Raw genomic sequence first — 25,643 nt, 5'->3', positions numbered from 1 at the left:
AATTTTCCTCATGACCAATTAACAAATTCCTAATTCCCAATGACAAATCCCAATGACAAATGTCCAATGACCATCTTTATTTGTTTAGTACATTTGTACTGTTAAATGGCTAAGAAGAAATATTCCAAAGAGATCAAGACAGGAGTTGTAGTGATAGTTGCACTCGCCTGTTTCATTTACGGGTTCAACTTCCTCAAGGGGCGCGATATTTTTTCGATGAGTACCGATCTGTATGCGGTGTATGACCAGGTGGACGGACTCACGGCAAATAATACAGTACAGATAAACGGATTTAAAGTAGGAACGGTGCGCGACATCAAACTCGACCCTAAAACCAACCGCCTTGTTGTTCATTTCATCATCACAGATGATAACGCGATCGTCACAAAAGGTTCGCAGTGCATGATCTTCAGCGACGGACTTCTCGGTTACAAAGCGATCAAGATCATGGCCGATCCGAAAAATCCAAAGGTGAAAGAAGGCGATACACTGATGGGCACAAATGAAAGCGGGCTGAAAGACCAGGTGAGTGAAGTGGTATTGCCATTGAAGAAAAAATTAGAAGGGCTTGTTTCGTCTGTAGATTCGGTGGTGAATATTTTTCAGGCGGTTCTCAATCAGAATGCACGAACAGATCTTGTCGCAAGTTTCGCGAGCATTCGCACTTCTATTGAAACGTTCGAAAAAACTGCGAAGAGGATGGATACACTTGTTGCTTCGGAGAAAGAAAGATTTGCCGATATTCTTACGAAGATCCAGTCCATTTCCACCAATCTTGCGAACAACAACGAACCACTTTCAAAAGCAATAAATAATTTTGCCGACATCAGCGATTCCATTGCTAAATCGCATTTGAAAGCAACCATCGACAGCGCAAGCGTGGTCATGTCGAATGTGGCCGGCATCATGGAAAAAATAAATGACGGGCAGGGATCGATGGGATTGCTGGTCAACGATAAAAAACTCTACAACGATCTTACAAAAACAAATGCAGATCTTGATTCGCTCATTGTGGATCTGCAAGCTCATCCGAAAAAGTATATTTCTATTTTCGGAAGAAAAAATTAATTCCTGCCTGCATTTAATTCCCGGTAATGGAATACATCGCCCAAACTCTTTTCATACTTCTTCTCATTTCGGGATCCGTGCTCTTTACGATCAACGTTCGGAAGATCCGCAGAAATATTCTGCTTGGAAAAAATACAGACCGAAGCGATCACAAAAAAGAAAGATGGATGACCATGGTTCGTGTAGCGCTCGGGCAATCGAAAATGGTTTCGCGTCCGTTGCCTGCTGTACTGCACATTTTTGTTTACGTCGGATTCATTGTCATCAATATTGAAGTGATAGAAATTATTGTCGACGGAGCTTTCGGTACACATCGTGTACTTTCTTTTCTCGGGCCGCTTTATTCCATTCTCATTGCCACATTTGAAATTCTTGCGGTGCTTGTTTTTCTCGGGTGTTTCATTTTTTTCTGCCGGAGAAATATTGCAAAGGTAAAACGCCTTGCGAGTAAGGATCTCGATGGATGGCCGAGATCGGATGCAAATTATATTCTCATAATGGAAATGCTGCTGATGACGGCATTTCTTTTCATGAATGCAGCCGATCTGCGTTTGCAGTGGATCCATTTCGGCCATTATGCAGGAGTGAAAGTTTCTTCTTCTGCATTCCCGGTGAGTTCACATCTTGCTCGATTTTATGGTGGCGCATCGTTAAAAGGATTAGTGATGGCGGAACGTTTCTGCTGGTGGTTTCACATTGTGGGCATCATGGCGTTCCTGAATTACATTCCTTATTCGAAACATTTTCATATTCTTCTTGCATTCCCGAATACATTTTATTCCAATTTAAAAGCGAAAGGAGAATTCAGCAATCTTCCTTCCGTGACCAATGAAGTGAAAGCCATGCTCGATCCTTCTTTCACTCCGCCGCCACCTCCGGAAGGAACGGTTCAACGTTTCGGTGCTAAAGATGTTACTGATCTTTCCTGGAAACAATTGATGGATGCATATTCGTGTACGGAGTGTGGAAGATGCACTTCGAGTTGCCCGGCGAATATTACTGGGAAAAAACTTTCGCCCAGGAAAATAATGATGGACACGCGTGATCGTCTTGAAGCTGTTGGAAAAAACCGCGATGAGAATAAAGGAAAATTTGTTGACGATGGAAAATCATTGCTTGGCGATCTCATTACGCCCGAGGAAGTGTGGGCGTGTACGTCGTGCAACGCGTGCGTGCAGGAATGCCCGGTGAATATCGATCCGCTTTCCATTATCATTGACCTCCGGAGATTCATGGTAATGGAACAATCGTCCGCGCCGAATGAACTGAACATGATGATGACGAATATTGAGAACAATGCCGCGCCCTGGCAATTTTCTCCTGCTGACAGAATGAATTGGGCGAATGAATAATAAAATGAAAATAGTGTTTGTATTAATTTGCATTGCTTTTTTATTTTCCGAAATGAAAATTATTTCCGGATCAATCTACAGCATTTCTGTTTTTCCGCTGCGGGATACTTTGCTTTATGATTTCGACAATGAAATAAAATTGTACTGTGACGGCAGTCCTTTTAATGATACAAAATCAATTGTGTGCGGCGGCGCAGAAATTATTTCAAAAGGAAATGGTACTTTCATCGCCCATGCATTTCCTTGTGATTCGATATGTAGTACGACTTTAAAAATATTCCGGAATAAGCAAGTTGTATTTGAACAGGAACTTAAACTGTGCCGCGAAACGCCGGAAATGAAGAGTAGAATAGATAAACTTATTTTGTCAAAGCAAAAATAACTGGATGAATAACGAACTGATTAACATCGAAGAGAACGGAAAAAAAATATCCCCGGTTCTTCCCGCGAACATCAAAAATTTTCTCATCGATATTGATGGGACGATCTGCGATGATATTCCCAATGAAGAACCGTGGAGAATGCACGATGCGGAAGTTTACCCGCAGGCGCTGGAGACGGTAAATAAATGGTACGATGAAGGACACATCATCACGTTCTTCACTTCGCGCACCGAAGAACACCGCGACATCACCGAAGAATGGTTGCTGAAAAATGGTTTTCGCTGGCACGGATTACTCATGGGAAAACCACGCGGAGGAAATTATCACTGGATAGATAATCACATGGTGCGTGCTACACGTTTCGATGGAAAATTCACCGACCTCATAGAACGCGAAGCAACGATACAGGTTTTTAAATCCTGATCTGTATAAATCTTTTAAATAAGCGGCGTTCCCGGCTGGCACACGAATAGAGAATATGAACAACGAAAAATTACATGTTCCCACAATGGCAGAACTCACTGCGAAAGGTGAAGTTCCGGAAATATTATTCTGGGTGGGATGTATGGGAAGTTTTGACGATCGCGCAAAAAAGGTCACGAAAGCAATTGTTGGAATTTTAAATCACGTGGGAATTAAATTCGCTGTGCTCGGAACCGAAGAAGCGTGTACAGGCGATCCCGCGAAGCGCGCAGGAAATGAATTTCTTTTCCAGATGCAGGCCATGAATAATATTACGGTGCTGAATAATTACCAGGTGAAAAAAATTGTCACCGGCTGTCCGCATTGTTTCAACACGCTTAAGAATGAATATCCGGAACTCGGCGGAAAATTCGAAGTCATTCATCATACGCAATTAGTTCAGCAACTTATTGATTCCGGAAAATTAAAAGTGCAGGGTGGAATTTTCAAAGGGAAGAAAATTACTTTTCACGATCCCTGTTATCTCGGCAGAGGAAATAATATTTATGAAGCGCCACGTTCCGTAATTCAGAAACTCGATGTGGAATTGGCAGAAATGAAACGCAGCAGGGAAAAAGGTTTATGTTGTGGTGCAGGCGGAGCGCAAATGTTCAAAGAAGCGGAAAAAGGAAATAAAGAAGTAAACGTGGAGCGGACCGAAGAAGCATTGCAATTGAACCCTGATGTGATCGCGGTGGGTTGCCCGTTTTGCATGACGATGATGACAGACGGGGTGAAGCATTTCAACAAAGAAGAAAAAACAAAAGTGATGGACGTCGCGGAGTTGATTGCCTCGAGTATTCGGGGCGAATGAGCTTTAAGAGAAATTCCGGTCAATAGTTTTGGGATTAAAACTTGGCATATTTTATCCGAAATCCTGCATTTTTACATTGAAATCTGACTTTTTAGTATTTTTTAAGTCTTATCCTGTTAGTAACCTCACTTTCATTGGGCAATCGTTCCGGAATAAATGCGAACTTTGCGGAAATTATTGCGCATACCCCCTCTCACAAATCAAAAAAGTATGAGCACAGAAAAAGTAAGAATCAGGTACGCGAATAAGCAGCGGCAATTTTTACAGACGCTTCAATCGCGCGTCGACACCTATTTCAAATCGAACGAGATCAAACGCACCGGCGGTTTTCGAATTTTGATGAAAACTTTCCTGATGCTTGGCTTCTTTCTCGCCCCTTATTTTCTCATGATCTTCGGCGTGGTTTCTGTTTGGTGGGGATTGCTTTTGCTGAGCATTGCTATGGGAGCAGGAATGGCGGGAGTTGGCTTATCAGTGATGCACGATGCGAATCACGGAAGTTATTCCAATAATAAAGTGCTGAACAGAGTGATGTCGTTCTCGATGAATTTCATCGGCGGACATTATCTGAACTGGCAGATCCAGCACAATATGTTGCATCACACTTTCACGAACATCGAAGGACATGATGAAGATATTGCCCCGCTCGGATTCCTTCGTTTTTCTCCGCACGCGCCGTACAGAAAGATCCATCGCTTTCAATATCTGTATGCATGGTTCTTTTACGGAATGATGACGCTGATGTGGATCACGACAAAAGATTTTCAGCAATTGAGTCGTTATAATAAACGTGGACTTGTGAAAGCCGCGAAAAAATCTTACGCCATGCAGCTTTTCATTCTCACCGCAAGTAAAGTTTTTTATTATGCATGGGTAGTGGTACTTCCATTGTACGTTATGAATATTTCATGGTGGGAATTTCTCATTGGATTTTTGTCCATGCATTTCACCTGTGGATTAATTCTTGCCATGGTTTTCCAGCCCGCACATGTGATCGAAGAGACTTCTTATCCGAAACCGGATGCAAGTGGAAATATGGAAAATGACTGGGCCGTTCACCAGCTTTTCACGACTGCGAATTTTGCGCCGAAAAACTGGTTGCTCTCGTGGTATGTTGGTGGATTGAATTACCAGGTGGAGCATCATCTTTTTCCATCGGTGAGCCACATTCATTATAAAAAGATCTCTCCGATCGTAAAACAAACCGCAGAAGAATTTAATTATCCTTACATCTCCAAGCGCACATTCATAGGCGCGCTCGTGTCGCACACGCGTCTTCTCCGCGAATTCGGAAGAGGATAAAATAAAAAATTTTCAAAAGCCAGCGCTCAAGACTGCTTCACTTTGTTCGCAGTGACCGACGCACTGGTTTTTGGAATTTGAGATTTATTTTTTTCACTATGGTACCTTTTTCTCAAATGCCCGCTCACTCCCGAGTCTGGATCTACCAGAGTGATCGGGATATTACCGATGCTGAAGTTTCGGAGATGAAGCAGAAAGCAAATATGTTTTTGCTCGACTGGACCTCGCACGGAAATCTTATGATGGCAACTTTCGATGTGTTGTATAATCGTTTTATAGTTGTGGCTGCAGATGAACAAGCAGCAAGTGCGAGTGGATGCGGGATCGACAATTCAGTTCGCTTTGTTCAGCAGATCGAAAAAGATTACAGATTGAATTTATTCGATAGGATGCTGGTGGCTTATCGCGATAAAACAAATCGTATTCAAACCGTTAAGCTTCATGTGTTCGAACAACTGATGGAAAAAAAAGAATTGAATGGAGATACGATCGTTTTCAATAATCTGATTTCTACAAAAGGAGAAATGCAAACGAAGTGGGAGGTGCCGGTAAAAATGAGTTGGCATTCCAGAATGCTTGTTCTCTGATAATTTTCCAGATGAAAATTTCTTTACTCCGCCGGAGAATTCTCCTACTACTGACTTTTCTCTGGATGATAGGCCTTATTTTCATTCCTGTAAGAAAAGATATTCTTTCCGGCCATTACGAAGGCGACACACCGACGACCAGCCATCTCGTAAAAAAAAATCAGGTGGTAAGCAGTTCTGTCGCTATTGGTTTTAATGGCCATCCAGGTGGAATTGCAGCGTTATTATTTTTCATGCTCATGCCTTTTTTCATTGTATGGGAATCGTTCAACCTGAAACGCCCTTTTTCATTTCCGGCGCGTACATTTCTTCAGCTCGAAGCGCTTTTACTTTTTCTTGGCGCGCCTTACTGTTATTATATTGCTACTTACCAGAATGGAAATTTTTATGAAGACGTGCACAAAACAGAATTGGCAATCGGGGGAGATATTTTATTTGTACAGAATATTGTGATCGCTGTTTATCTTTTTGTGGTACTCGGAAATCCGAACGGAAAGTGGGCGCAGTTTTTCGATGAGCGTGATTAATAGCAATTGAAATGAAGAGTAAGCAATTTCATACTTCAGTGATGTTGGTATTAATTATTGCAGATGTCATTTGTTTCTTCTTCCCTATCATTCATATTCCCGATCCGGAAAATCAATGGAGAGATTTTGTGTTCACTGATTATTATAAAAACGTAGCAGTGCTAATCGGGGATGGACATTGGTACGGAGTTTCTCTGTTCCTGATGAGTGTATTAATGCCATTATTTGCTCTATTAACTATAAGAAATTTTATCAATCCGAAAAATATTGGATGGAGAATCTTGCATATAGTTATTGGAATACTGATGATCTTTTTCGCACTATTCACAAGTATCGTACTCACTTTTGTTTTCTGGGCACCGTCGATCTATCTTACAATGGCCGGCGCAATTCCAATAATAATTACTTCTCTTTGCGGATTGTCGCTGATCGTATTCGGAATTACTCCGAAGTTGTTCCGAAAGTTTCCTGATTCAAAATAAGTGCAGCAAAATATTCTCATCAACTCTTTGCAGTTTTAAATCTCAAATTTCGAATCTCTGATTTACTGAGACGTCACATCCACCTGGTTCACCGGAATTAAATTCACCTTGTATTTTTTTACAATGAGATTCATCAGTGGGTCATGTTCGATCTTCGCCAGAATGCGGTTGGTTTGTTGCGGATCATAACCCATCACCATCTGGTCGGTGAGTTTTAAATAATGTACGCTGAAATAAAATCCTGCGATCACGTACGGGCCGAAAGGTGTAAGCGGAATATCAAAATTACTTCCTGAAATATTGAAAACTGTATTCGGCATATAATCGGCGCCGGTAGAAATATCTTTCAATGCTAAATAATATTGCGCTGCAGCAATGCGCGACGACATTCTCGGATCAGACATGCAAAGTAATCCGGCAAGCGGTTTTTGTTTTTCTGCCTGGCGCAATAATGTTTCTTTTTTCAAACGTTCGTTGTTTCCGTGATGGCGAACGTAATGCTGCACTTCATCCCACCAGGGCGCAACAGGATCTCCACCATCAACACGAATGAGTGCGTGAATGGAATAATCCTGTATTCCGGCGGTGATGCGTATGTCAAGATTTTTTAATTCAGGATCGTTCTTGATTGCGCGCTCGAGCATGGTGCGCTGGTTGCGCGGATGTGTGCGCAGGAGATCGATGCTCTTGATCCAGTCGCCGGCAAGATAACCATCGTGATTGTAAACAGTGTTGAGCAACGAACGGATCTTGCTGTCGTCGTCAATTTTTATTTTCTGTCCGGCAATAATCACTTCCGGTTGTTCTTCGAGTAATAATTGTTCGAGTTCAATTCCGAGTGATGAAGCGTGAAGCATTCCGCAATTCAGAGGTGAACCATCTACGAGATGAAGATCGTGCACGTGAGAAATATATTCTTTGCTCGAATCTTCCGTAAGATGCCCATGACTTTGTATGTGCACATAAAAACGAACGGGGCGATGCACATCATGCGACTGGCGCAATTCATTTTCAATAGTGCGTTTAATATCCATCACCACATCGGGCGTAACAAAAGATCCTGCTGCGCGAATGGTATGATAATCCACATCAATTCCTTTCGCTCTCCACTCTGCAGATACATGGCGGATAGCATCAATCTGAATCTGCGAAAGATCGCGCGCATCTGCGCAACCGAGGAGAATGTGTACTTCGTGTTTGCTGGTGTATGGCATAGGATCGTAAAAATAGAGATAAGAGTTGAGACGGGAGATTAAAGTTGTAGAACTACAGTTTTTTATCAAGCCGTTTGAGTGAGCCCCTTTTTTTATCTAAATAACTTTTGTTGAATGTAAAAATGTAGTGTACCCCATTTCTGTAAATTGTGCAGGAGAATAATCGTAAGCTTATCAGTTAAATTATTCTGTATTAATCTTTGAGTCTTTGTGGCCGACTGAATTTTAGACAGCCACTAAGGCACAAAGAAAAAGCAACTGATAAATTTGTGAACCGTAGTATGAAAAACTGATCATGCTTTAAAATTGTACTTTTACTTCAATAGCTAAGATGCATTTGCCACCATACATCCATTCTTATCACGGTTGGGCCGGGCAGGAACTTGCGTTTCTCACTGTTTCCATTCTCTGCGCATTTTTTATTTCCATCACGTTCATTCAGTCGGGGCTCGACAAGCTGACGGACAGAAAGGGGAATATTTCATGGATGAGCAAACAATTTGAGAAAACATTTTTCAAGAGCATGATCCCTGTACTTGTTCCATTCATCATGTTGCTGGAATTATTTTCTGGCGGAATTTCTGTTTTCGGAAGTGCATGGTGTTTCTGGTATCACGATGAATTTTATCTGAAAGTGGGTTTGGTTTGTTGTGCACTCACTTTGCTGATGCTGCTCACCGGCCAGAGAATTTCAAAAGAATACGGGGGAGCCGTTTCACTTACCGGCTATTTTCTCATTGTGATGATCGGACTTCTTGCGGTGGGAAGCATTTGAAATTCATCCCGATAGTTATGAAAACGAAATTATTTTATTTTTTTTGAGAAACAAAATTCATGAGTAAGTCCCTGTGAATTCATTTCTATGAACCCCGCAGAAATGTCCGAGTTGAAAAAGTTCAGAATCAATTATTGAATCATTGAATTTTTATTGTCCCAATAATTTATTCAGCGCAAAAGTTGCTTTGTCGTAATTCGGATCCTGCTTGAGCGCCATCCGGTAATCTGCTTCTGCGTTGGTTACATCGCCTTTCACTTCGTAACAATATCCTCGTCCGTAATAGCCGCGTGGTTCTTTAGGATTATCTTCAATGGCCAGGTTGAAATATTTCATTCCGTCATCCGTCATTTTCAGATTCACCACGTCAATGATCCCGAGATTGTAATGTGCATCGAAGTGATGCGGATTTATTTTCAATAAAGTGGTGTAGGTTTCTATTGCGCGATTCCAGTTCTCTTCCTGCTGGTAAAAAAGTGCGAGTGCATAGATCGCTTCCTCGCTGTTCGGGTTGAGCGATATTGCATTCATGAAATATTGTTCTGCCAACGGATCTTTTTTTGTGGAAAATAAAAGTCCGAGTTGCATGAACGCATTGTAATGATCAGGATCCTGTTCAACCGCCGTCTGAAAACTGGAAATGGCTTTCATTGTATCATGACGTTCCTTGAACATCATTCCCTTCATGTAATAAACCTGTGAGTTGTGCACATCCACGTGCAAAGCTGCATCGAGCAATTTCAATTCATCATCATACTTTGTGAGATAATGATCCATCGTTGCCAATTTCAATAAGCAATCCACATTATCAGGATGGAGCCGTACCGCGCGGCTGAGCAATGAGTCGGCGCGCAATGTATGCATCGTGAAAAAATTTATATCGGCAGCAGCAATAAGATATTCTGCCTTGTTGCTGTCCACTGCTATCACGCGATTCATATCATCGAGTGCAGGCCCGAATTGTTTGCGGTTCATTTCAAGCCGAGATCGTTTCACATACAGATCGAGGTTTGCCGGATCCTTCCGGATCTGTTCATTGATCAGCGAAACAGAATCGTTCGGTTTCAAAGAATCATTTGTTGTTTTACCCGAATCATTTCCGCAGGAATAAACGAGCAATGAAAAAACGAAAAGGAAGAAAATATTTTTCATGTTTTAAAAAAAAGCCCATCGCGGCAGTGCCTTGACGGGATGTTGATCAAAGATAATGAAATTCAGTTTCTCGCTGATAAAATTCCGCATTCATCCGGAAAAAAACAGGAGTGGTCACTTCGTACCGGTAGTATCTCTCCACGCAGAATCGATCAGCACTGAATCTTCATTCTTGCGGATGTCATTATTCATTCCGTAAATTTTCATTCCTTTTGGCGGAATACTGATCCATAATTTCGTTCCTTCATCATCGATTAGTGTACTGTCGCTGCTGATCCACGGGTTCATCCATTTGAGCGTTACGAGATCTGTTCCATTGTCCGAAGCAAATTTTGGAAGATCAGGAATGGAAGAATCTACTTCAATTTTTTTACAGATGAGCGGGGAATAAAGTTGTCTTTTCGAAATGGTATAACCATAAAGTTCAGGATGTGTAATGAGTTCTTTGAATGCGAGCAAACGGAAAACATAATCTGAAGTTTCTTCCGAAAGTTTCAGTTTGTAATAATCGCGTTTATCCTGTTTGTCGATCTGTTTGTCGAGTCCTCCAATACCAAGATCATAAGCCGCCGCAGCCAGGGTCCAGTTGCCATAATGTTTGTAAGCGTCCTTGAAACATTTGCATGCAGCATCAGTCGACTTTTCAATATTGAATCGCTCGTCAATATGATCGTTGATGATGAGTCCGTACGATTGCGCTACGGGAATTTGCAATTGCCAGAATCCTCCGGCCTTCGGTTGATCGGGAGAATTGATGAGCCCACTTTCGAGAATGGCCACGTAAATAAAATCTTCCGGCACGCCGTTTTTTTTCAGGATGGGTTCCATTACCGGGAACCATCTCGCCGCTTTTTTATTCAGGTAAAGTGTGGAGGGCTGATCGAATGTATAAGCGAGTAATTGTTTTGTAATTCTTTTTCTTACTTCAGAATCTTCGATGGGAACTTTTTCGCCGCAGAAAAAAAGAGGAGGGATCTTTACATTGCGCACATAGAATCCGCTATCGTTTTCAACAGCTGCAGGAGTTGGTGCAGCAGGTTTGTCGGGATCGGAAAGTATGACCAGGAAAAGCACGATCGCAAAGAACAGAACCGGGATTCCCTGCTCGCGAAACCAGTTAATTCTTTCATTATTTCGATCCGTTCCCATTTTCGGTGAGAGGTTGTTTCGTGTACCTGCTCACCGCATACAGCGTTCCGAAGACGAGAACGAACCACGATCCGAAGATGAGGACATGTTTCCCGGTCCAGTTTACAATAGTTCCCTGTATGACAAAAATGAGCATGAGTGAGATGAGTGATATGCCGAGAAAAAGCAATGCCACCTGGCTGTCGCTTAATCCGAGATAGGAAAGATGATGGGTGGTGTGGTCTTTTCCTCCGATCCACGGCTTCTGTAATTTTAAAATTCTATTGATGATGACCGTTGTTGTATCGGTAATCGGAATGATGAAGGCGAGAAGCGTGACAACGATTTGTTTCGATCTGAAAATATTTCCACCGAAATCAGGATTGTTCCAGAAAAAACGAATGCCCACTACTGCGAGCAGAATTCCCAGGAACTGGCTGCCGGTATCGCCCATGAATAATTTTGACGGATGCCAGTTGAAAAAAAGAAATCCGCACAAACTTCCTATGACGCCGAGAATGGTAATGATGAATACGTTGTAAAAATCGCGAGTGATGTAGAGTGTGATGAGCGCTTCAAGCAGAATGAAAACAGAAACACTTGCCGTGATCGCATCCATATTGTCAAGCATGTTGATCGAATTCATAATGCCCACGACCCATATTATGGTAAGAATTACATTGAGTGTTTCATTGCGGAAAAGATCGATCTGCTGGCCGGTTGCGATCAGAATGAAACCGCAAAGAATCTGTGCAGATAATTTCAGAAGTGGTTTTGTATTGTAGGCATCATCAGCAAGGCCGATCACGAATCCAACGGTGCATGCGCAAAGCAACCCGAGTAGTTTTTTATCGAGCGGAACAAAACGATTAGGAAAAAAAACTGCGTAACAGGCGATCGACAAAAGGAAAAGCACGAAAAAAGAAATGCCGCCTACCGAAGGTTTCTGGGTGGAGCTCCACCGCACGTGTTCCGTATTCACGCGTATGCCCATGGTGCGTGAGAAACGGAGAAAAAGCGCATTGAGCAGGAATGCAAGAACAATCGAGCAGATGAAATATCCGGAATAGACCAGTACGAGATCGTTATTCATTTTTCAATGCTATAGATGGATGTTTATAATGAAATACGAAAGCCGGAGGTGCAAAGTTTCCCTGTGACCATAATGAATTCTTCAATAATTTTCAGAAAGGTGAAACTATTTCACGGAGAAATTTTCCAGCGGCATCTTTTGCCGAAACAGAAGGGTTTTTTATTCCCCATTCAATGCCGATCTGCGGGTCATTCCACCGGATCGTTATTTCAGAATTTTTATCGTAATAGCCGGTGCATTTGTAAGCGAAGATCGTATCCTCTTCCAGCGCCACGAATCCGTGGGCGAATCCGTTCGGAATGAAAAGCAGGGTATTGTTCTTTGCAGAAAGTTCAATAGAAAAATATTTTCCGAAGGTTGCCGAATTTTTTCTGATGTCGACCGCTACGTCGAGAACTTTTCCGGCTATCACGCGCACTAATTTTCCCTGCGCATGGGGTGGCGACTGGAAATGCAAACCACGGAGAACTCCTTTGTGGGAAAAAGATTGATTGTCCTGCACGAATTTTTCCGCGATGCCATTCTTCATAAAATCATTTTCATTCCAAGATTCAAAAAAATAACCGCGATCGTCGGTGAAAATATCCGGCTGAATGATCTTTAATCCTTCAATGAAAACAGGGGAGATGCGCATAGTTTTTATTTGCCCGGCATTTTTCTTTTCGACGACCGTTTTTTTCCATGCTGATCATCGTAGTATCCATAACCGTAACCATAACCATATCCGTAACCATATCCATAATTGTAACCGTAACTTTTGCGGTCAACATCCACACCATTCAGCACCACGGAAAGTTTTTTGATATTACTCTCATTGTACAAGCGGTCCACGATCTGTATAAAATTTCTGCGGGAATAGTCGGCGCGGAAAATATAAACCGGGTAATCTGCTTCCTTGATGATAGCGATGCCATCTGTCACTAATCCTACCGGAGGATTATCAATGATGATCAGTTCGTACGTTTTTTTCAATTCATCAACAATATTTTTCATGCGGTCGCTGATGATCAATTCAGAAGGATTGGGTGGAATAGGGCCGGCCGTAATGAAATCCAGGTTATCGAGCGAACTATGACGGATGCAATCTCCGAGATTATTTTTTCCAATGAGAAGCGTACTCATTCCTTTTTCATTGTCAACATTGAAACCGAGATGGATCTTCGGCTTGCGCATATCAAGATCGAGGATGATCACTTTTTTTCCGGAATAAGCGATGATGCCGGCAAGATTGATCGCAACAAAAGTTTTTCCTTCACCGGAAATAGTGGAAGTTACCGCCATTACTTTCGGTCCTTCTGCAGCAGAAATGAACTGGAGATTGGTGCGGAGTGAGCGGAATGATTCAGCGATGAGCGACTTCGGATTTTTATCGACGAGTAATTGCGAAATAGGAACTTCATTTTTATAACGCGGAATTATTCCCAGTGCAGAGATTGATGCCTGCGTATGTTTCATGATCTCGTTCAGCGAACTGATCTTGTCGTGCAGCAGATAACGGATAATTACAAGTGCAAGAGAAGAAAATATTGCAAGAATGATCGCAGTGATGATGGTAATATTTCTGCTCGGGGAAATAGGAGTGGAGGAAATGCGCGCTTCTTCCAGTACAACATGTTTTGCAGTGAATCCGTGCTTCGATGCTTCGAGCTCTTCCTTTTTTTCAATAAGACGCTTGATGAATTCCTGGTCGATCTCGATCATCTGCTGCAGGGAAGAATACTCCACGCTTTGATCATTGCCGGAAGGAAGGCTGGAATCATAAGTGTGCAATTTTTCTTCCAGCGCTTTTTCGCGGATTTCCACTTGCGACTGGATGGTTTGCACACTTAGCAGGATCATATTCTTCTGAACATTGATCTGGTAATCGTATGCTTTGATTTCGTCGCTCTGCGGTTTTGCAGATTGTAATGCTTCTTCCCGTTCATTCAGCAACTGGTAAAGATTATTGAGCGGCAACTGAAGCGAAGCTGTATTCTCGAGGCCGGAAAGAAGTGAAAGGATAGATTTCACATCAATGTTCGGATCCTGTAATTTTTTTTCAATATCGTCGAGTACTCTTTGCTCCACCTGCACTTTGGTGAGCTGATCATTGAGTGAACCATATTGATTCATCGTAAAAGTATTCTCCACTTCATTGTCATGAATGTGATGCGTACTCCGGTAATCGCGGAGGGAATCCACTACCAGTTTTTCATCCATGAGCCGCGCATCAAGTTCGGAATTGATATAATCGAGTGTTTTGTTTGCCGATTCGCTTCTGCGTTCAAGATCATACTGGATAAATTCAGTGGATATCATATTCACCACATCAGCCGCCTTCATGGCATTATTATCCGTGAAAGAGATCCGGAGGGTCTTTGCCGCTTCATTCGCAATGCTCACATTAAGCCGGGGCAGGTAGGAATCATAAAGTTCATCAAGCGAATTGATGACGAAATAATATTTATTTGAAGTGCCGGCGCTCGTCGTCATCTGGCGCAGTCTTTTTTCATCACAAGTGACAAGAATGGAAACCTGCGGAAATTCCACCCATTTATTCATGATAAAATTTTCTTTGAATTCCTTTCCATCTTCATTGAAGGAGATGGAACCCCCGTTCAGCGCTGCATTGAAAACAATATTCATTCTTATTCCGCTAAAATCTTTTTGATTCAATGAAATTCCGATCGTGTAGGGAGAAGTTTTGTAATGTTCATTTCTTTTAAAAGTTCCTTCTGCAAAATAACTTACCGAGAGCGGAAGTTTCGAAAGTACACGCTCGAGAAAAAGTTTGGAACGCATCATTTCCACAGCGCCGGGAAGAATGTCTTCATCTCCCATGTCATAAATATTCTGGACATTAATCGTCTTTGCGTTGTTGTCGGTGTTGAGCTGGAGCGTACTGTTCGATTCATATTGCGGCTGCGAGTAACGCAGGTACAACCACGAACCGCCGATAGCAAGAACAAAAAAGAAAAAAATAAGGAGCAGGGAACGTTTCGCGATGAAAAGAAAAAGCCCGATCTCAAATTCACCGCTGAAATTTGTGATACGCTCTTTGTAACGGTCGAGCGTTTCATTACGGTCATTGATCTGTGCCTGCATCATGGTCCAGGTCAGTTCAGTGAATCTTCGTGATAACGTAGTAAACGGTGATGAGACTCGTCAGGAGAGAAATGGTAGGCGCCACTTCATTCAAGGTACGTTTTGCATATTCACGACGGGGCTCTACGTAAATGATATCGCCACTCTGCACAATGGTATTTCCTTCGGGCAATCCTTTTATAGAAGAAAGATCGAGTTTGTAAACTTTCACCGGTTTTTTCGGATCGGAAGTTTGCCGGATGAGTTTTACATTATAAGCTTTCCCGCTTGAACTTATTCCGCCGGCAAGTGCCAGCGCTTCGAGTACCGTAGTGTTGTTGTTCGATAACGCAATGACTTTCGCCTGACCGGGTTCGCCGGGATAAATAGTAATGCGTTTGTTGACGATCTTGATGATAACGAAAGGGTGAACATAATAATCCGAGTAACGTTGTTCAAGATAGGTTTCTGCTTCCCGCACGCCAAGTCCCTTCAGCGTTTCAACTCCGATGATCGGAAGTTTTACAGTGCCATTGTTGTCGAGCGTGTATTCATAATTTTGGCGGTTGTTCACGATATTGGTATTCGTTGCATTCCCGATGATGTCAACCATTTTAAAACCATCATTTGCGAATAGCCGGAATTCAATGATATCATTAGAGCCGATGATGAATTCTTTTGCAACTGTACTGTCTGTTGTAAGAGAATCATACGGATATTTTCTGCCCGCATGCAGCATGATATTCGGGTTGAGTACATGGCAACTGTCGAGGAAGATTACGGCGAAGAAAAGCAGTGGTAACAAAAGTCGTACACACTTCATCTGTTTCATAGCAACCCTGGTGATTCGTGAATGACAAAGGTAACAAAAAGCTACTTATCATCCTTTTGAATGTAGCAGTCTGTTGTAAAGATTACTCATGTCGGAGACGAGCCTTTCATAATGAAATTTCTTTCCAACGAGATCCCATCCGTCTTTCCCCATCCTGTTCCGTTCGGCCTCATTCTCGACGAGTGTCAGAAGATTTTCTGCGAATTTTTTTTCATCGCCCGGTTCGCAAAGCAATGCCGTATTTCCAGGATCAACAATATTTTCCACGCCACCCACGCGCGTACTCACGACAGGTTTGCATGCCGCCTGCGCTTCTATGAGACTCACCGGTGTTCCTTCGTTCATGGAAGTAAGGCAAACAATATCGCTTCCCGCGAGAACGCGGTCCACATCTTTTATCCATGAAGTGAAAGTGAGTAATTTCTTCACGCGGATCTTTTCAGTCGCAAAGTCAAATCCTATTTCACGCGCCGCTATTTCTAATGCAAAACGTTCTTCACCGTCGCCCACAATGAATGCCCTGATCTTCTTTTTTGTTTGTTCCGAAACATTTTTCAATGCGCGCAGAAACAGGAAATGATTTTTTACCGGCACAAGCCGGCCAATGATCACGATCGCTATTTCATCATCAGCCACTTCAAATTCCTTTCTGAAATTTTTTCTTTTCTGTTCCATGTCAATGCGGAACCTTCCGAGATCGAATCCAAGTGGAATAACCGTAATCTTTTCTTCCCCGCAAATGCCGTGATCGATGGCCAGTTCTTTTTTCTGTTTTTCACTGATGGCAATGATCGCGTCTGTTCTTCGCGCAAGATATTTTTCAGATGAACGGATAACGCCCGTTTTTATTTTTCCGAAATAAGAATGAAAAATATGCCCGTGAAAAGTATGCACGATCACGGGAACTTTGCAATGAAACGCCGCCATCCGACCGAGCGCGCCTGCCTTCGATGCATGCGTGTGCACGATGTCGGGTTTGAATTCGCGAATGATCTTTTTGATCTTCTTGTATGCGGCGAGATCGTTGAACGGATTCACACTTCTTCTCATTTGCGGAATGATAACGGGATGAAGCCCGAGCGATTCCGGGATGAAAAGTGAACTCTCTTCACTTGTTTCATTCGGCCCTCCGATGAGCATTGTTTCAAATTCAGGCGCGAGGTAGCGGCTCAGGTAACTCACATTGTAAGTGATGCCACCCAGGTTGAAACGATTGGTGATACGAAGGACTTTAGGCATAGCGTGAGAATCCCGATAGCAATCGGGACGAAAAGGTTACTGAAAGTTACGAAATACGAAAGTGTACGAAATTGGAATTTATTTTTTAAAAATTTTATTCTTCACTTATTCTCAACATATTTTTTCCACCATTTCTGGAAAACGATCAGTCCCCAGATGCGCGCAACAGAATCGCCGGGGTTATTTGAATTCAACCTGCGTCGCAGTTTTTTTATTTCTTCGGGATTGAAAAGATGTTGTTCGTGAATGAATTTTTCATTGAGCAATTCTTCGATCATTCCGCTGAGTTCATTCCGGAACCATTTCAACAGCGGAACTTCGAAGCCCTGTTTTTTCCTTGTAAAAATTTCTGCCGGAAGAAGATCATGAAAAGATTCGCGCAATATTTTTTTTCTGTTTCCCGGTTCTATCTTGAAATCGGAAGGAAGCTGCATCACGAAATCCACGAGATGATGATCAAGAAAAGGCGGGCGCACTTCCAACCCGTTCCACATACTCATGCGATCTACTTTCACGAGCATATCGCCTTCGAGTACAATTCTCATGTCGGCGCGCAGCACTTCGTTGAATTCCCCGTTGTGATGTATCCCGGTGACGATCTCTTTTTCGATGTGGCGGGAATTTCTCGATCTTTTTTTTAATAATAAACGATCCACTTCTTCATCCGTGCAGAATCCTGCCCATCGGTAATAACGTTCGGTGGCAGATAATTTCAGTCCTTCAGCATATTTTCCGAGCTGGCGCATGCGGTTGGAGAAACGCGAATTTCTGGATTGAGGAAGTCCGCCGAGCATGGGAGCGCCCACATCAATAATGAAATTGGATAAACCTTTTTTCCGAACACGCAATTCTGCTTCATGTTTATTGTATCCCCCCAGCAATTCATCGGCGCCATCACCGGAAAGCGCAACGGTAACATGTTTCTTCGTTTCCTGCGAAAGAATATTCAGCGCAAGTACAGATGAATCGGCAAAGGGCTCGTCTAATTCTTTGAAGAAAGAATGAAGCGATGCCAGCAGATCATCATTCGTAACCGAGAAAACATGATGTCGTGTTCCGAGATGCGCAGAAACAGATTCAGCGAATTTTGTTTCATCGAAGAACGACTGGTCGCGGAAACCAATGGAAAAAGTTTCGAGATGTTCTTTGTGTTTCGCAGCAATGGCTGTGACCACCGATGAATCGAGTCCGCCGCTGAGAAATGATCCGAGCGGGACATCGGAAACCAACCGGTCGGTGACTGCTTTTTCCAGCAGCCGCCTGAATTCTTTTTTTGCTTCCTCATAGCTGATTTCTTTTTTGTGATGAGGAAGCGAATAGTATTTGTGGAGCTGGAAAGATTTTTTTTCTGAAAAACCTGCGTAAGATCCCTGCGGTATTTCGTGAATGCCTGCGAGTAGCGTGTGTTCGCACGATGGCGTGTAATTCAGGTGAAAAAAAAGCGGCATTACATCTTCATCAGGAATTATTTCTACGCCGAAAGCTGCGATCGCCTTCGGCTCCGATGCAAAAAGAAAAACATCATTGTCGGAATAATAGAAAAATGGTTTTTCCCCGAACCGGTCACGTGCAATGAAAACAGAATTATCGATTTTGTCATGGATCGCGAATGCGAAAAATCCATTCAGCATTTCCAGGCAACTTTTTCCTTTCTTCGAAAATAAGCCGAGCAGAATTTCCGTATCACTCTTCGAGCGGAATTGCATTCCTTCTTTTTCAAGTTCAGCGCGCAGTTCACGATAATTGAAAATTTCCCCATTGAGAATGATCGTGTATCGCCCGTCGTTCGAAGTGAAAGGTTGTGAAGCGAGTGAAGTGGTATCGATGATCGCGAGGCGCGTGTGGCCGAATGCAACATGATCGTGCAGGAAAATCCCTTCACCATCGGGGCCACGGTGCTTGAGCGATTTTACGGCGTCGGCAATTTTACCGAGATATTTTTTTCCCGATTCAGTGAATGCGATCGCGCCGGTTATTCCACACATTTAGTTCTGAGTTCTGGGTTGGGAGAAATTGGATAAGCATAAATCAAGATACTCCACTCTCCATTCTATTTCACAGCGATGACTGAAATTTCTACTAGAACATCCAAAGGTAGTCTTGAAACTTCCACTGTTTCGCGCGCAGGAAAATTCCCGGAGAAATTCGAACCGTAGATCTCGTTCACTTTCGAAAAGTGATTCAGATCTTTCAGGAAGATCGTTGTCTTCACCACGTTTGAATAATCCATTCCGGATTCCTGGAGTATGCCATTGAGATTCGACATCACCTGTTTTGTTTGCGATTCCACATCAGCAGGAATTTCTCCTGTTGCGGGATGTTTGCCAACCTGGCCCGAAATAAAAAGCATATTGCCGCAAAGCACGCCGTGCGAATACGGGCCAATAGGAGCAGGGGCATTTTTTGAAGTGATTATTTTTTTCATAAGGGGGGATTACAGATTGTACAGATATACAGATGTACGAATATACGGATGACTAATGAGCTTTTGTCTCTACAAATGAAATCCCGGAAGCGGCGCAACATCCTGTGATGAAAAATCTTTTCTCAGGAATTTAAAATATCCCGTCATCGCGATCATCGCTGCATTGTCTGTGCAGAATTCAAACGGCGGAATAAAAATTTTCCATCCTTTCTTTTCGCCGAGTAGCTTTAACTCTTTTCTCAAACCCGAATTGGCCGACACTCCGCCTCCAAGCGCAATTTGTTTTATTCCCGTTTCCTTTGCCGCAATTTCAAGTTTCAGAAGTAAAGTTCTGATGATCGTGTGCTGAACCGATGCGCAGAGATCATTCATCCGCTCATTAACAAAGTTTTCATTTTTTTTTATTTCATCGCGAATGAAATATAGCACCGAAGTTTTCAGTCCGCTGAAACTGAAATTCAATCCGGGAATTTTAGCAATGGGAAAATGAAATGCCACAGGATTTCCCTTCTGCGCATGCGCATCTACGAGCGGGCCACCCGGGTATTGCAAGCCAAGAATTTTCGCAGTCTTGTCAAATGCTTCTCCTGCCGCATCGTCAATGGTTTCTCCCAATATCGAAAAAGTGTACGCATCATCAACACGAATGAGTTGTGTGTGGCCACCGGAAACAGTAAGGCATATAAATGGAAATTCAGGAACATCTTTTTCAGTACCATCGCCAATGAAATGCGCGAGTACGTGCGCCTGCATGTGATTCACTTCGATGATCGGTTTTCCCAATGCGAGCGCGAACGATTTTGCAAACGAAGTTCCCACGAGCAGCGCGCCCAGCAGCCCGGGTCCGCGCGTGAATGCAACGGCATCAATTTCATTGCACACTATTCCCGCCTTCTTCAGCGTTTGATCTATTACAGGAACAATGTGCTGCTGGTGTGTCCGCGAAGCTAATTCCGGAATGACTCCTCCCCATTGCCGGTGCACATCCTGTCCCGCGACAATGCTGGCAAGCAATTTGCCGTCTTTTATAACAGCTGCTGCAGTATCGTCGCACGATGACTCAATTCCGAGTATGACGGGCATTATCGTTATTTTTGTATGATGAGGATCAAGAGGGAAAAAGTGGTTAAAATTATCAAAAAGACCGGCAAAATAATTGCCTGGTTCTTTGCGGTCATTTTTGTCCTGCTCATCGGTGCGTATTTTGCTTTGAAAAGTCCTGCTTGTCAGACGTGGCTCGCAAATAAAGCGGCCAATTATCTCTCGAAAGAATTAAAGACGAAAGTATCCGTAAAGAGTGTGGACATCGAATTCTTCACGAGTGCGGTCCTCAAAGGAATTTACGTTGAAGATCAGCATGGTGATACGTTGCTTTATGCCAGTGAACTCAAAGCAGGCATTCACACTTTTTCCTGGAACGATAAATATTTATCCATTGATGCAATTGATCTCACCGATGCAACAGTGAAAATAAAAAAGTACAAAGGCGAACATGGATTGAGTTATCGTTTCATTCAGAAATATTTTCAGGGTAATGACACAACCACTAAATCAGGAAATGCTCCGTGGAAAGTGGAGTTGGGCGGAATAGGTTTGCACAATGTAACGGTGGCTTACATAGACACGCGCTGGAATGATAAAGACCGCGGAATGGATTATGATGATATTCGCGTTACGGGCATCAATGCCGATTTTTCTAACATCGATCCGATGGGCGATTCGCTTCGTGTTCGCGTGGTGAATATGGAAGCGAAAGAAAAATGCGGACTCACTCTTGAAACTTTCTCTTCACTCGTCACAGTGGGCGATACGTTTGCGCGTTTCGATAATCTCAAATTCTCAACACGTAACGGAAGTGATGTGGATGGTTTTCTCTGTTTCACTTTTGCTTCTACAGATGATGTTGCCGATGATTTCGTTCACAAAGTGAAAATGGATAATCATTTTTCAGAAAGTATTGTGGAGATGGCCGACATTGCTTATTTCTCTCCCGATCTCATTGGTATGCGAAAAAAAATATTGCTCACCGGCGATATGAAGGGAACAGTAGAACATCTGCGTTGCAAAAATGTGGATCTGCGTTTCGGAGAAATTTCCCGTGTAGCCGGTAATTTCAGTTTCGATGGTTTGCCCGACATCAATGAAACCGATATGGATTTCAAAGTCAAATTCGCGAAATCAAATAAAAAAGATCTCGAAGGAATTCCGCTTGCCCCGTGGGGAAAGAAAGATCACATCAGCATGCCTTCTTCTTTTTCTTCTCTCGGCGAGATCACTTTTACCGGAACGTATGAAGGTTTCCTCAATGATTTTGTTGCGAAAGGAACACTCGGCTCTGCGATCGGTTCTCTTTCACTCGACAATCTTGCGATGATGGATGCCGCCGACAGCAACGTAGTTTCTTACAACGGAGCGGTGAGTGCACAACAGTTCAACATCGGAACTCTTTTCGGTTCGAAAGATGTGGGCCACATTACCGGGCAGGTTACCATCAAAGGATCGGGACTTCCCGAAGGGCCTGATTCTACAGGAAAAATTCCTGCTGACGGAAAAATGAATGCAATGCTCAGTGGAAATTTTTCCCAGATCGAATACAATGGTTATTCTTATTCGGGTGTAAGTGTTGATAGCGGAACACTCCGGAATAATTATTTTGATGGCGACCTCACGGTGAATGATCCGAATGTGAAAATGACTTTTGACGGAAGCGCCGATCTCAGTGGAAAAATGCCGGTGCTGAATTTCAAATCGAACATCTCGAATGCAAATCTCGGTGAATTGAATTTTTTTGATAAGGATCACGAATATCTTTTGTCGTGCGACATGGTAATGAATCTCACCGGTGATAATATCGACAACGTGAACGGAACAGTGCTTGTGAACGGAATGAATTACAGCAAGGACGGTGAAGCTTTTAAATTCAATTCACTCTGGTTCATTGCCGGGCCCGATCCCGAAGGAAGACGGCTGAATCTGCAATCGGATGTTGCATCGGCAAGTGTGTGGGGCGATTTCGAATTGTTGCAGTTGCCAGACGCGGTTTCCGATCTCATGTCACAATATCTTCCTGCTTATTTTCCTGTGCCCGATGCGAAACAACATGACAAGGATGCCAACCAGCAATTCAAATGGAACATCACCATTGGGAAAAGTTCTAAACTCATCGAAGCATTTGTTCCCGGGCTGGAGATTTCACCGAACACCAATTTCCGCGGATCATTCGACAAGAAAAGTGAATCGGTAGATGCTACGATCGATTCGCAGGACGGCGTTACGTTCAACGATATCAGCTATGAGAATTTTCATTTCACGGCCGGCAACAGCATCAGCAAAAATTACATCCAGGTGCAGGGTTCTTCTTCGCGCATACAGTTGAACGACACAATGGGCATCGATAATTTTGCAACTACATTCGATGCTTCCGACAATAAAGTGCTGGCAAAATTCGAATGGAAAAATAATTCGAAAATGCTCAACGACGGACTCATCATTTCTCAATTGCAGTTTGAAAATCAGAAACAAGTCAGTCTCACTTTCAACAAGGCAGATATTCACGTGAACGATTCGGCGTGGAGTGTTTACAGCATCAACAATATTCGTTTCGATTCATCGCTCATCACGTTTAAAAATCTTGTTTTCAATTCGGGCGATCAATCTATTGGTTTCAACGGTATGATCTCGCACAAGCAGAGCGACGAGTTGAATATTTCGCTGAAAAATTTTAATATTTCCTATTTGAATTATTTCACGAAGCCGAATGATGTTACGCTTTCAGGTTTCATTACTTCAGAATCGGCAGTATCCGATCTTTATAACACGCCGATCTTCACGAGCAATTCTGATTTTCATACACTGAAGATCAATGATCAGAAAATAGGCGACGGGGAAGTGGATGCCGTTTGGGAAAATGCAAAGAATGCTGTTTATCTCCACGGACACTTCACGAAAGGCATCATCGACGACATTACGAACAAGGCGATCGACAATATTATTTTCGACGGTTTTTATTACCCGTCAAAAAAAGAAAACAGCATCGATATCAATTCTTCGTTCACCGGAATGGAATTGGGAATTCTTGCACCGCTTCTGAAAGATTATTGTTCGATGATGAAAGGACAGTTCGGCGGTGAACTGCATTTAACAGGAACGCCGTCGAAGCCGCTGCTCAATGGAAAAATGGATGTTTCGGTGCGCCGCGCTATCGTCGATTATCTCGGGCTTTCACTTGCTGCTTTCACACAGCCGGTTTACATTGAAGAGAATTCTTTTTTCTTCGACGATTTCAAAGTCACCGACGAACACAGCGACACCGCGAAAATTTATGGACACCTGTTCCATGATAATTTTAAAAATTTCCAGTTCGACATGGATTTTTCTTTCGATCATTTCATGGTGCTCAACACTACGGAAGAACAGAACGAATTGTATTACGGAAAAGTTTTTGCTACCGGATACATGAACGTTTTCGGTTATGTGAATGATAAAGTAAGCATCGACATGAAAGTGCAGACGGATAAAATTAAAAGTGGCAGGGATTTTATTCCCTCTGAATTCAACATTCCCATGACGTCGACGAGTGAAGTGAGTTCGAATGATTTCATTGTGTTTGAAGATCACCACGACACCACTTCGCAGAAGAAACCCAGATTTAACAGCAGCGGTATCGATTTTTCACTCGAGGTGGTTGCCACCGATGATGCGAATGTGAACGTCGTGTTTGATAAAACGGTGGGCGATGAACTGAAGGCGAATGGGAATGGCGATATACAAATGCACGTTTATCCTTCGGGAGAATTTACGATGTTCGGAGATTACCGCGTGTCGAAAGGAAAATATTTATTCACGATGAAGAACGTAGTGTACGTTCCGTTCGATCTCGCGAGTGGTGGAACTATAAGCTGGAACGGCGATCCGTATGAAGCGATCATCAATGCCGATGCAGTTTATCGCGCAACAGCTAGCGTGGAGCCATTCTTCCCAATGGATTCCACCAACCAGGCCTATCACAGAAGTTATCCTGTAGATGTGATCATGCATCTCAATGACCGGCTCATGAATCCGCGTGTAGGATTCGACATCAGTCTTCCTACCGCCGACCAGACCATACAGGAAACCGTGCGCAGTTACACGCAGTCTGATCTCGAAAAAAACAGGCAGGTACTTTCGCTGATGGTGCTCAATAGTTTTATGACGCCGGGAGAATTGCGCGAAGGAACAAATGCTGCGAATAATACAAGTGCAGGAAGTGCAGGCACAACTTTACTTTCGAATTTTGTTTCAGGCACACTAAACAACTGGCTCTCGCAAATCAGTTCCGACATAAACATGGGAGTGAAGTACAGGCCGAATGATGATATGACCACGCAGGAACTGAAAGTTTATCTGGGCACACAGCTCATGAATAACAAAATTACCATTGATGCGAATGCAGGAAAAGTAAATGCGAGCCAGGCCACGGGCACTGCAGTGGGCGCCACGCAATGGGTGGGCGATGTGAATATAGAATACAAAGTAACCGACGATGGCAAAGTGCGCCTGCGCGCGTTCAACCGCACGAACGATGCGAACGTGAATGCGAATGCAAACTCACCCTATACACAGGGCGTGGGGATTTTTTACAAAGAAGATTTTGATTCCTGGGCAGAACTCAAACAGCGCTACCACGATTCCATTCACAGGAAAAAAACAAAGACGACGCAGTAGGAGAGTTGGTCAGGTAATGTGCACTGGTTGTGTTGCGATACA

At 43.1% G+C, this 25,643-nt stretch carries 22 protein-coding genes; 11 read left to right on the top strand and 11 right to left on the bottom strand.

Translation table 11 applies throughout. The annotated features are described in order from the left end of the window. The first annotated feature begins 105 nt into the window (after positions 1-105). The 9 genes from HY064_11305 (at position 106) to HY064_11265 (ending at position 6,977) form a co-directional block, all read left to right on the top strand. Positions 106-1,068 (top strand): MCE family protein, encoded by a 963-nt coding sequence (locus tag HY064_11305; protein ID MBI3511242.1) that lies wholly within the window; start codon positions 106-108, stop codon positions 1,066-1,068. A gap of 26 nt (positions 1,069-1,094) precedes the next feature. After that, the gene (locus tag HY064_11300; protein ID MBI3511241.1) at positions 1,095-2,420 is read left to right on the top strand and encodes a (Fe-S)-binding protein; all 1,326 of its coding nucleotides are present in this window, start codon (positions 1,095-1,097) and stop codon (positions 2,418-2,420) included. 52 nt (positions 2,421-2,472) lie between these two features. Continuing rightward, positions 2,473-2,802 (top strand): hypothetical protein, encoded by a 330-nt coding sequence (locus HY064_11295; protein ID MBI3511240.1) that lies wholly within the window; start codon positions 2,473-2,475, stop codon positions 2,800-2,802. Between the two features lie 4 nt (positions 2,803-2,806). Then, positions 2,807-3,226, top strand: coding sequence for a phosphoheptose isomerase (locus HY064_11290; GenBank protein ID MBI3511239.1), 420 nt, complete (start codon positions 2,807-2,809; stop codon positions 3,224-3,226). Positions 3,227-3,311: 85 nt separating this feature from the next. Beyond that, positions 3,312-4,079, top strand: coding sequence for a (Fe-S)-binding protein (locus HY064_11285; GenBank protein MBI3511238.1), 768 nt, complete (start codon positions 3,312-3,314; stop codon positions 4,077-4,079). Positions 4,080-4,289: 210 nt separating this feature from the next. Next, a complete protein-coding gene (locus HY064_11280; GenBank protein ID MBI3511237.1) occupies positions 4,290-5,381 on the top strand; it encodes an acyl-CoA desaturase in 1,092 nt (363 codons plus the stop codon). Between the two features lie 116 nt (positions 5,382-5,497). Next, positions 5,498-5,968: an ABC transporter ATPase gene (locus HY064_11275; protein ID MBI3511236.1), complete on the top strand. Its 471-nt coding sequence runs from the start codon at positions 5,498-5,500 to the stop codon at positions 5,966-5,968. A gap of 11 nt (positions 5,969-5,979) precedes the next feature. Then, on the top strand, positions 5,980-6,495 hold the full coding sequence (locus HY064_11270; GenBank protein ID MBI3511235.1) for a hypothetical protein: 516 nt from the start codon (positions 5,980-5,982) through the stop codon (positions 6,493-6,495). Positions 6,496-6,776: 281 nt separating this feature from the next. After that, entirely contained in the window at positions 6,777-6,977 is a 201-nt protein-coding gene (locus tag HY064_11265) for a hypothetical protein (protein MBI3511234.1), read from the top strand. A gap of 62 nt (positions 6,978-7,039) precedes the next feature. Here HY064_11265 and HY064_11260 read toward each other — a convergent pair whose 3' ends face one another. Beyond that, complete coding sequence (locus HY064_11260; protein ID MBI3511233.1) at positions 7,040-8,191, bottom strand: hypothetical protein; 1,152 nt, start codon at positions 8,189-8,191, stop codon at positions 7,040-7,042. A gap of 331 nt (positions 8,192-8,522) precedes the next feature. Between HY064_11260 and HY064_11255 the strand changes: the two genes are divergently transcribed. After that, positions 8,523-8,966: a DoxX family protein gene (locus tag HY064_11255; protein ID MBI3511232.1), complete on the top strand. Its 444-nt coding sequence runs from the start codon at positions 8,523-8,525 to the stop codon at positions 8,964-8,966. A 150-nt stretch (positions 8,967-9,116) separates the two neighbouring features. On the opposite strand, the gene HY064_11250 is transcribed toward HY064_11255, so the two are convergent. The 10 genes from HY064_11250 to tsaD all read right to left on the bottom strand — a co-directional run bounded on the left by HY064_11250 (position 9,117) and on the right by tsaD (position 20,981). Further along, positions 9,117-10,118: a tetratricopeptide repeat protein gene (locus HY064_11250; GenBank protein ID MBI3511231.1), complete on the bottom strand. Its 1,002-nt coding sequence runs from the start codon at positions 10,116-10,118 to the stop codon at positions 9,117-9,119. Positions 10,119-10,232: 114 nt separating this feature from the next. Continuing rightward, a complete protein-coding gene (locus tag HY064_11245; GenBank protein ID MBI3511230.1) occupies positions 10,233-11,267 on the bottom strand; it encodes a lytic transglycosylase domain-containing protein in 1,035 nt (344 codons plus the stop codon). Beyond that, positions 11,248-12,339: an undecaprenyl/decaprenyl-phosphate alpha-N-acetylglucosaminyl 1-phosphate transferase gene (locus HY064_11240; GenBank protein ID MBI3511229.1), complete on the bottom strand. Its 1,092-nt coding sequence runs from the start codon at positions 12,337-12,339 to the stop codon at positions 11,248-11,250. The genes HY064_11245 and HY064_11240 overlap by 20 nt, the downstream gene beginning before the upstream one ends. Positions 12,340-12,430: 91 nt before the next feature. Continuing rightward, complete coding sequence (gene rfbC, locus HY064_11235; protein MBI3511228.1) at positions 12,431-12,973, bottom strand: dTDP-4-dehydrorhamnose 3,5-epimerase; 543 nt, start codon at positions 12,971-12,973, stop codon at positions 12,431-12,433. A 5-nt stretch (positions 12,974-12,978) separates the two neighbouring features. Continuing rightward, a complete protein-coding gene (locus HY064_11230) occupies positions 12,979-15,426 on the bottom strand; it encodes a polysaccharide biosynthesis tyrosine autokinase (protein ID MBI3511227.1) in 2,448 nt (815 codons plus the stop codon). A gap of 13 nt (positions 15,427-15,439) precedes the next feature. Beyond that, positions 15,440-16,234, bottom strand: coding sequence for a polysaccharide biosynthesis/export family protein (locus HY064_11225; GenBank protein MBI3511226.1), 795 nt, complete (start codon positions 16,232-16,234; stop codon positions 15,440-15,442). Positions 16,235-16,282: 48 nt separating this feature from the next. Next, a complete protein-coding gene (locus HY064_11220; GenBank protein MBI3511225.1) occupies positions 16,283-17,473 on the bottom strand; it encodes a glycosyltransferase in 1,191 nt (396 codons plus the stop codon). Positions 17,474-17,574: 101 nt separating this feature from the next. Further along, on the bottom strand, positions 17,575-19,458 hold the full coding sequence (asnB, locus tag HY064_11215) for an asparagine synthase (glutamine-hydrolyzing) (protein ID MBI3511224.1): 1,884 nt from the start codon (positions 19,456-19,458) through the stop codon (positions 17,575-17,577). A gap of 65 nt (positions 19,459-19,523) precedes the next feature. Then, positions 19,524-19,898 carry a RidA family protein gene (locus HY064_11210; GenBank protein MBI3511223.1) on the bottom strand — a complete coding sequence of 125 codons (375 nt, stop codon included), beginning with the start codon at positions 19,896-19,898 and terminating at the stop codon, positions 19,524-19,526. Positions 19,899-19,967: 69 nt separating this feature from the next. Next, positions 19,968-20,981 (bottom strand): tRNA (adenosine(37)-N6)-threonylcarbamoyltransferase complex transferase subunit TsaD, encoded by a 1,014-nt coding sequence (gene tsaD / locus HY064_11205; GenBank protein ID MBI3511222.1) that lies wholly within the window; start codon positions 20,979-20,981, stop codon positions 19,968-19,970. A gap of 15 nt (positions 20,982-20,996) precedes the next feature. On the opposite strand from tsaD, the gene HY064_11200 reads away from it, so the two are divergent. Continuing rightward, positions 20,997-25,601 carry a translocation/assembly module TamB domain-containing protein gene (locus tag HY064_11200; GenBank protein ID MBI3511221.1) on the top strand — a complete coding sequence of 1,535 codons (4,605 nt, stop codon included), beginning with the start codon at positions 20,997-20,999 and terminating at the stop codon, positions 25,599-25,601. The last annotated feature ends 42 nt before the right edge of the window (positions 25,602-25,643 follow it).

This window comes from Bacteroidota bacterium (assembly GCA_016194975.1).
GTDB lineage: Bacteria > Bacteroidota > Bacteroidia > Palsa-965 > Palsa-965.
The sequence above is the reverse complement of the archived record's forward strand: the minus strand, read 5'-3'. Positions and strand labels throughout refer to the sequence as shown.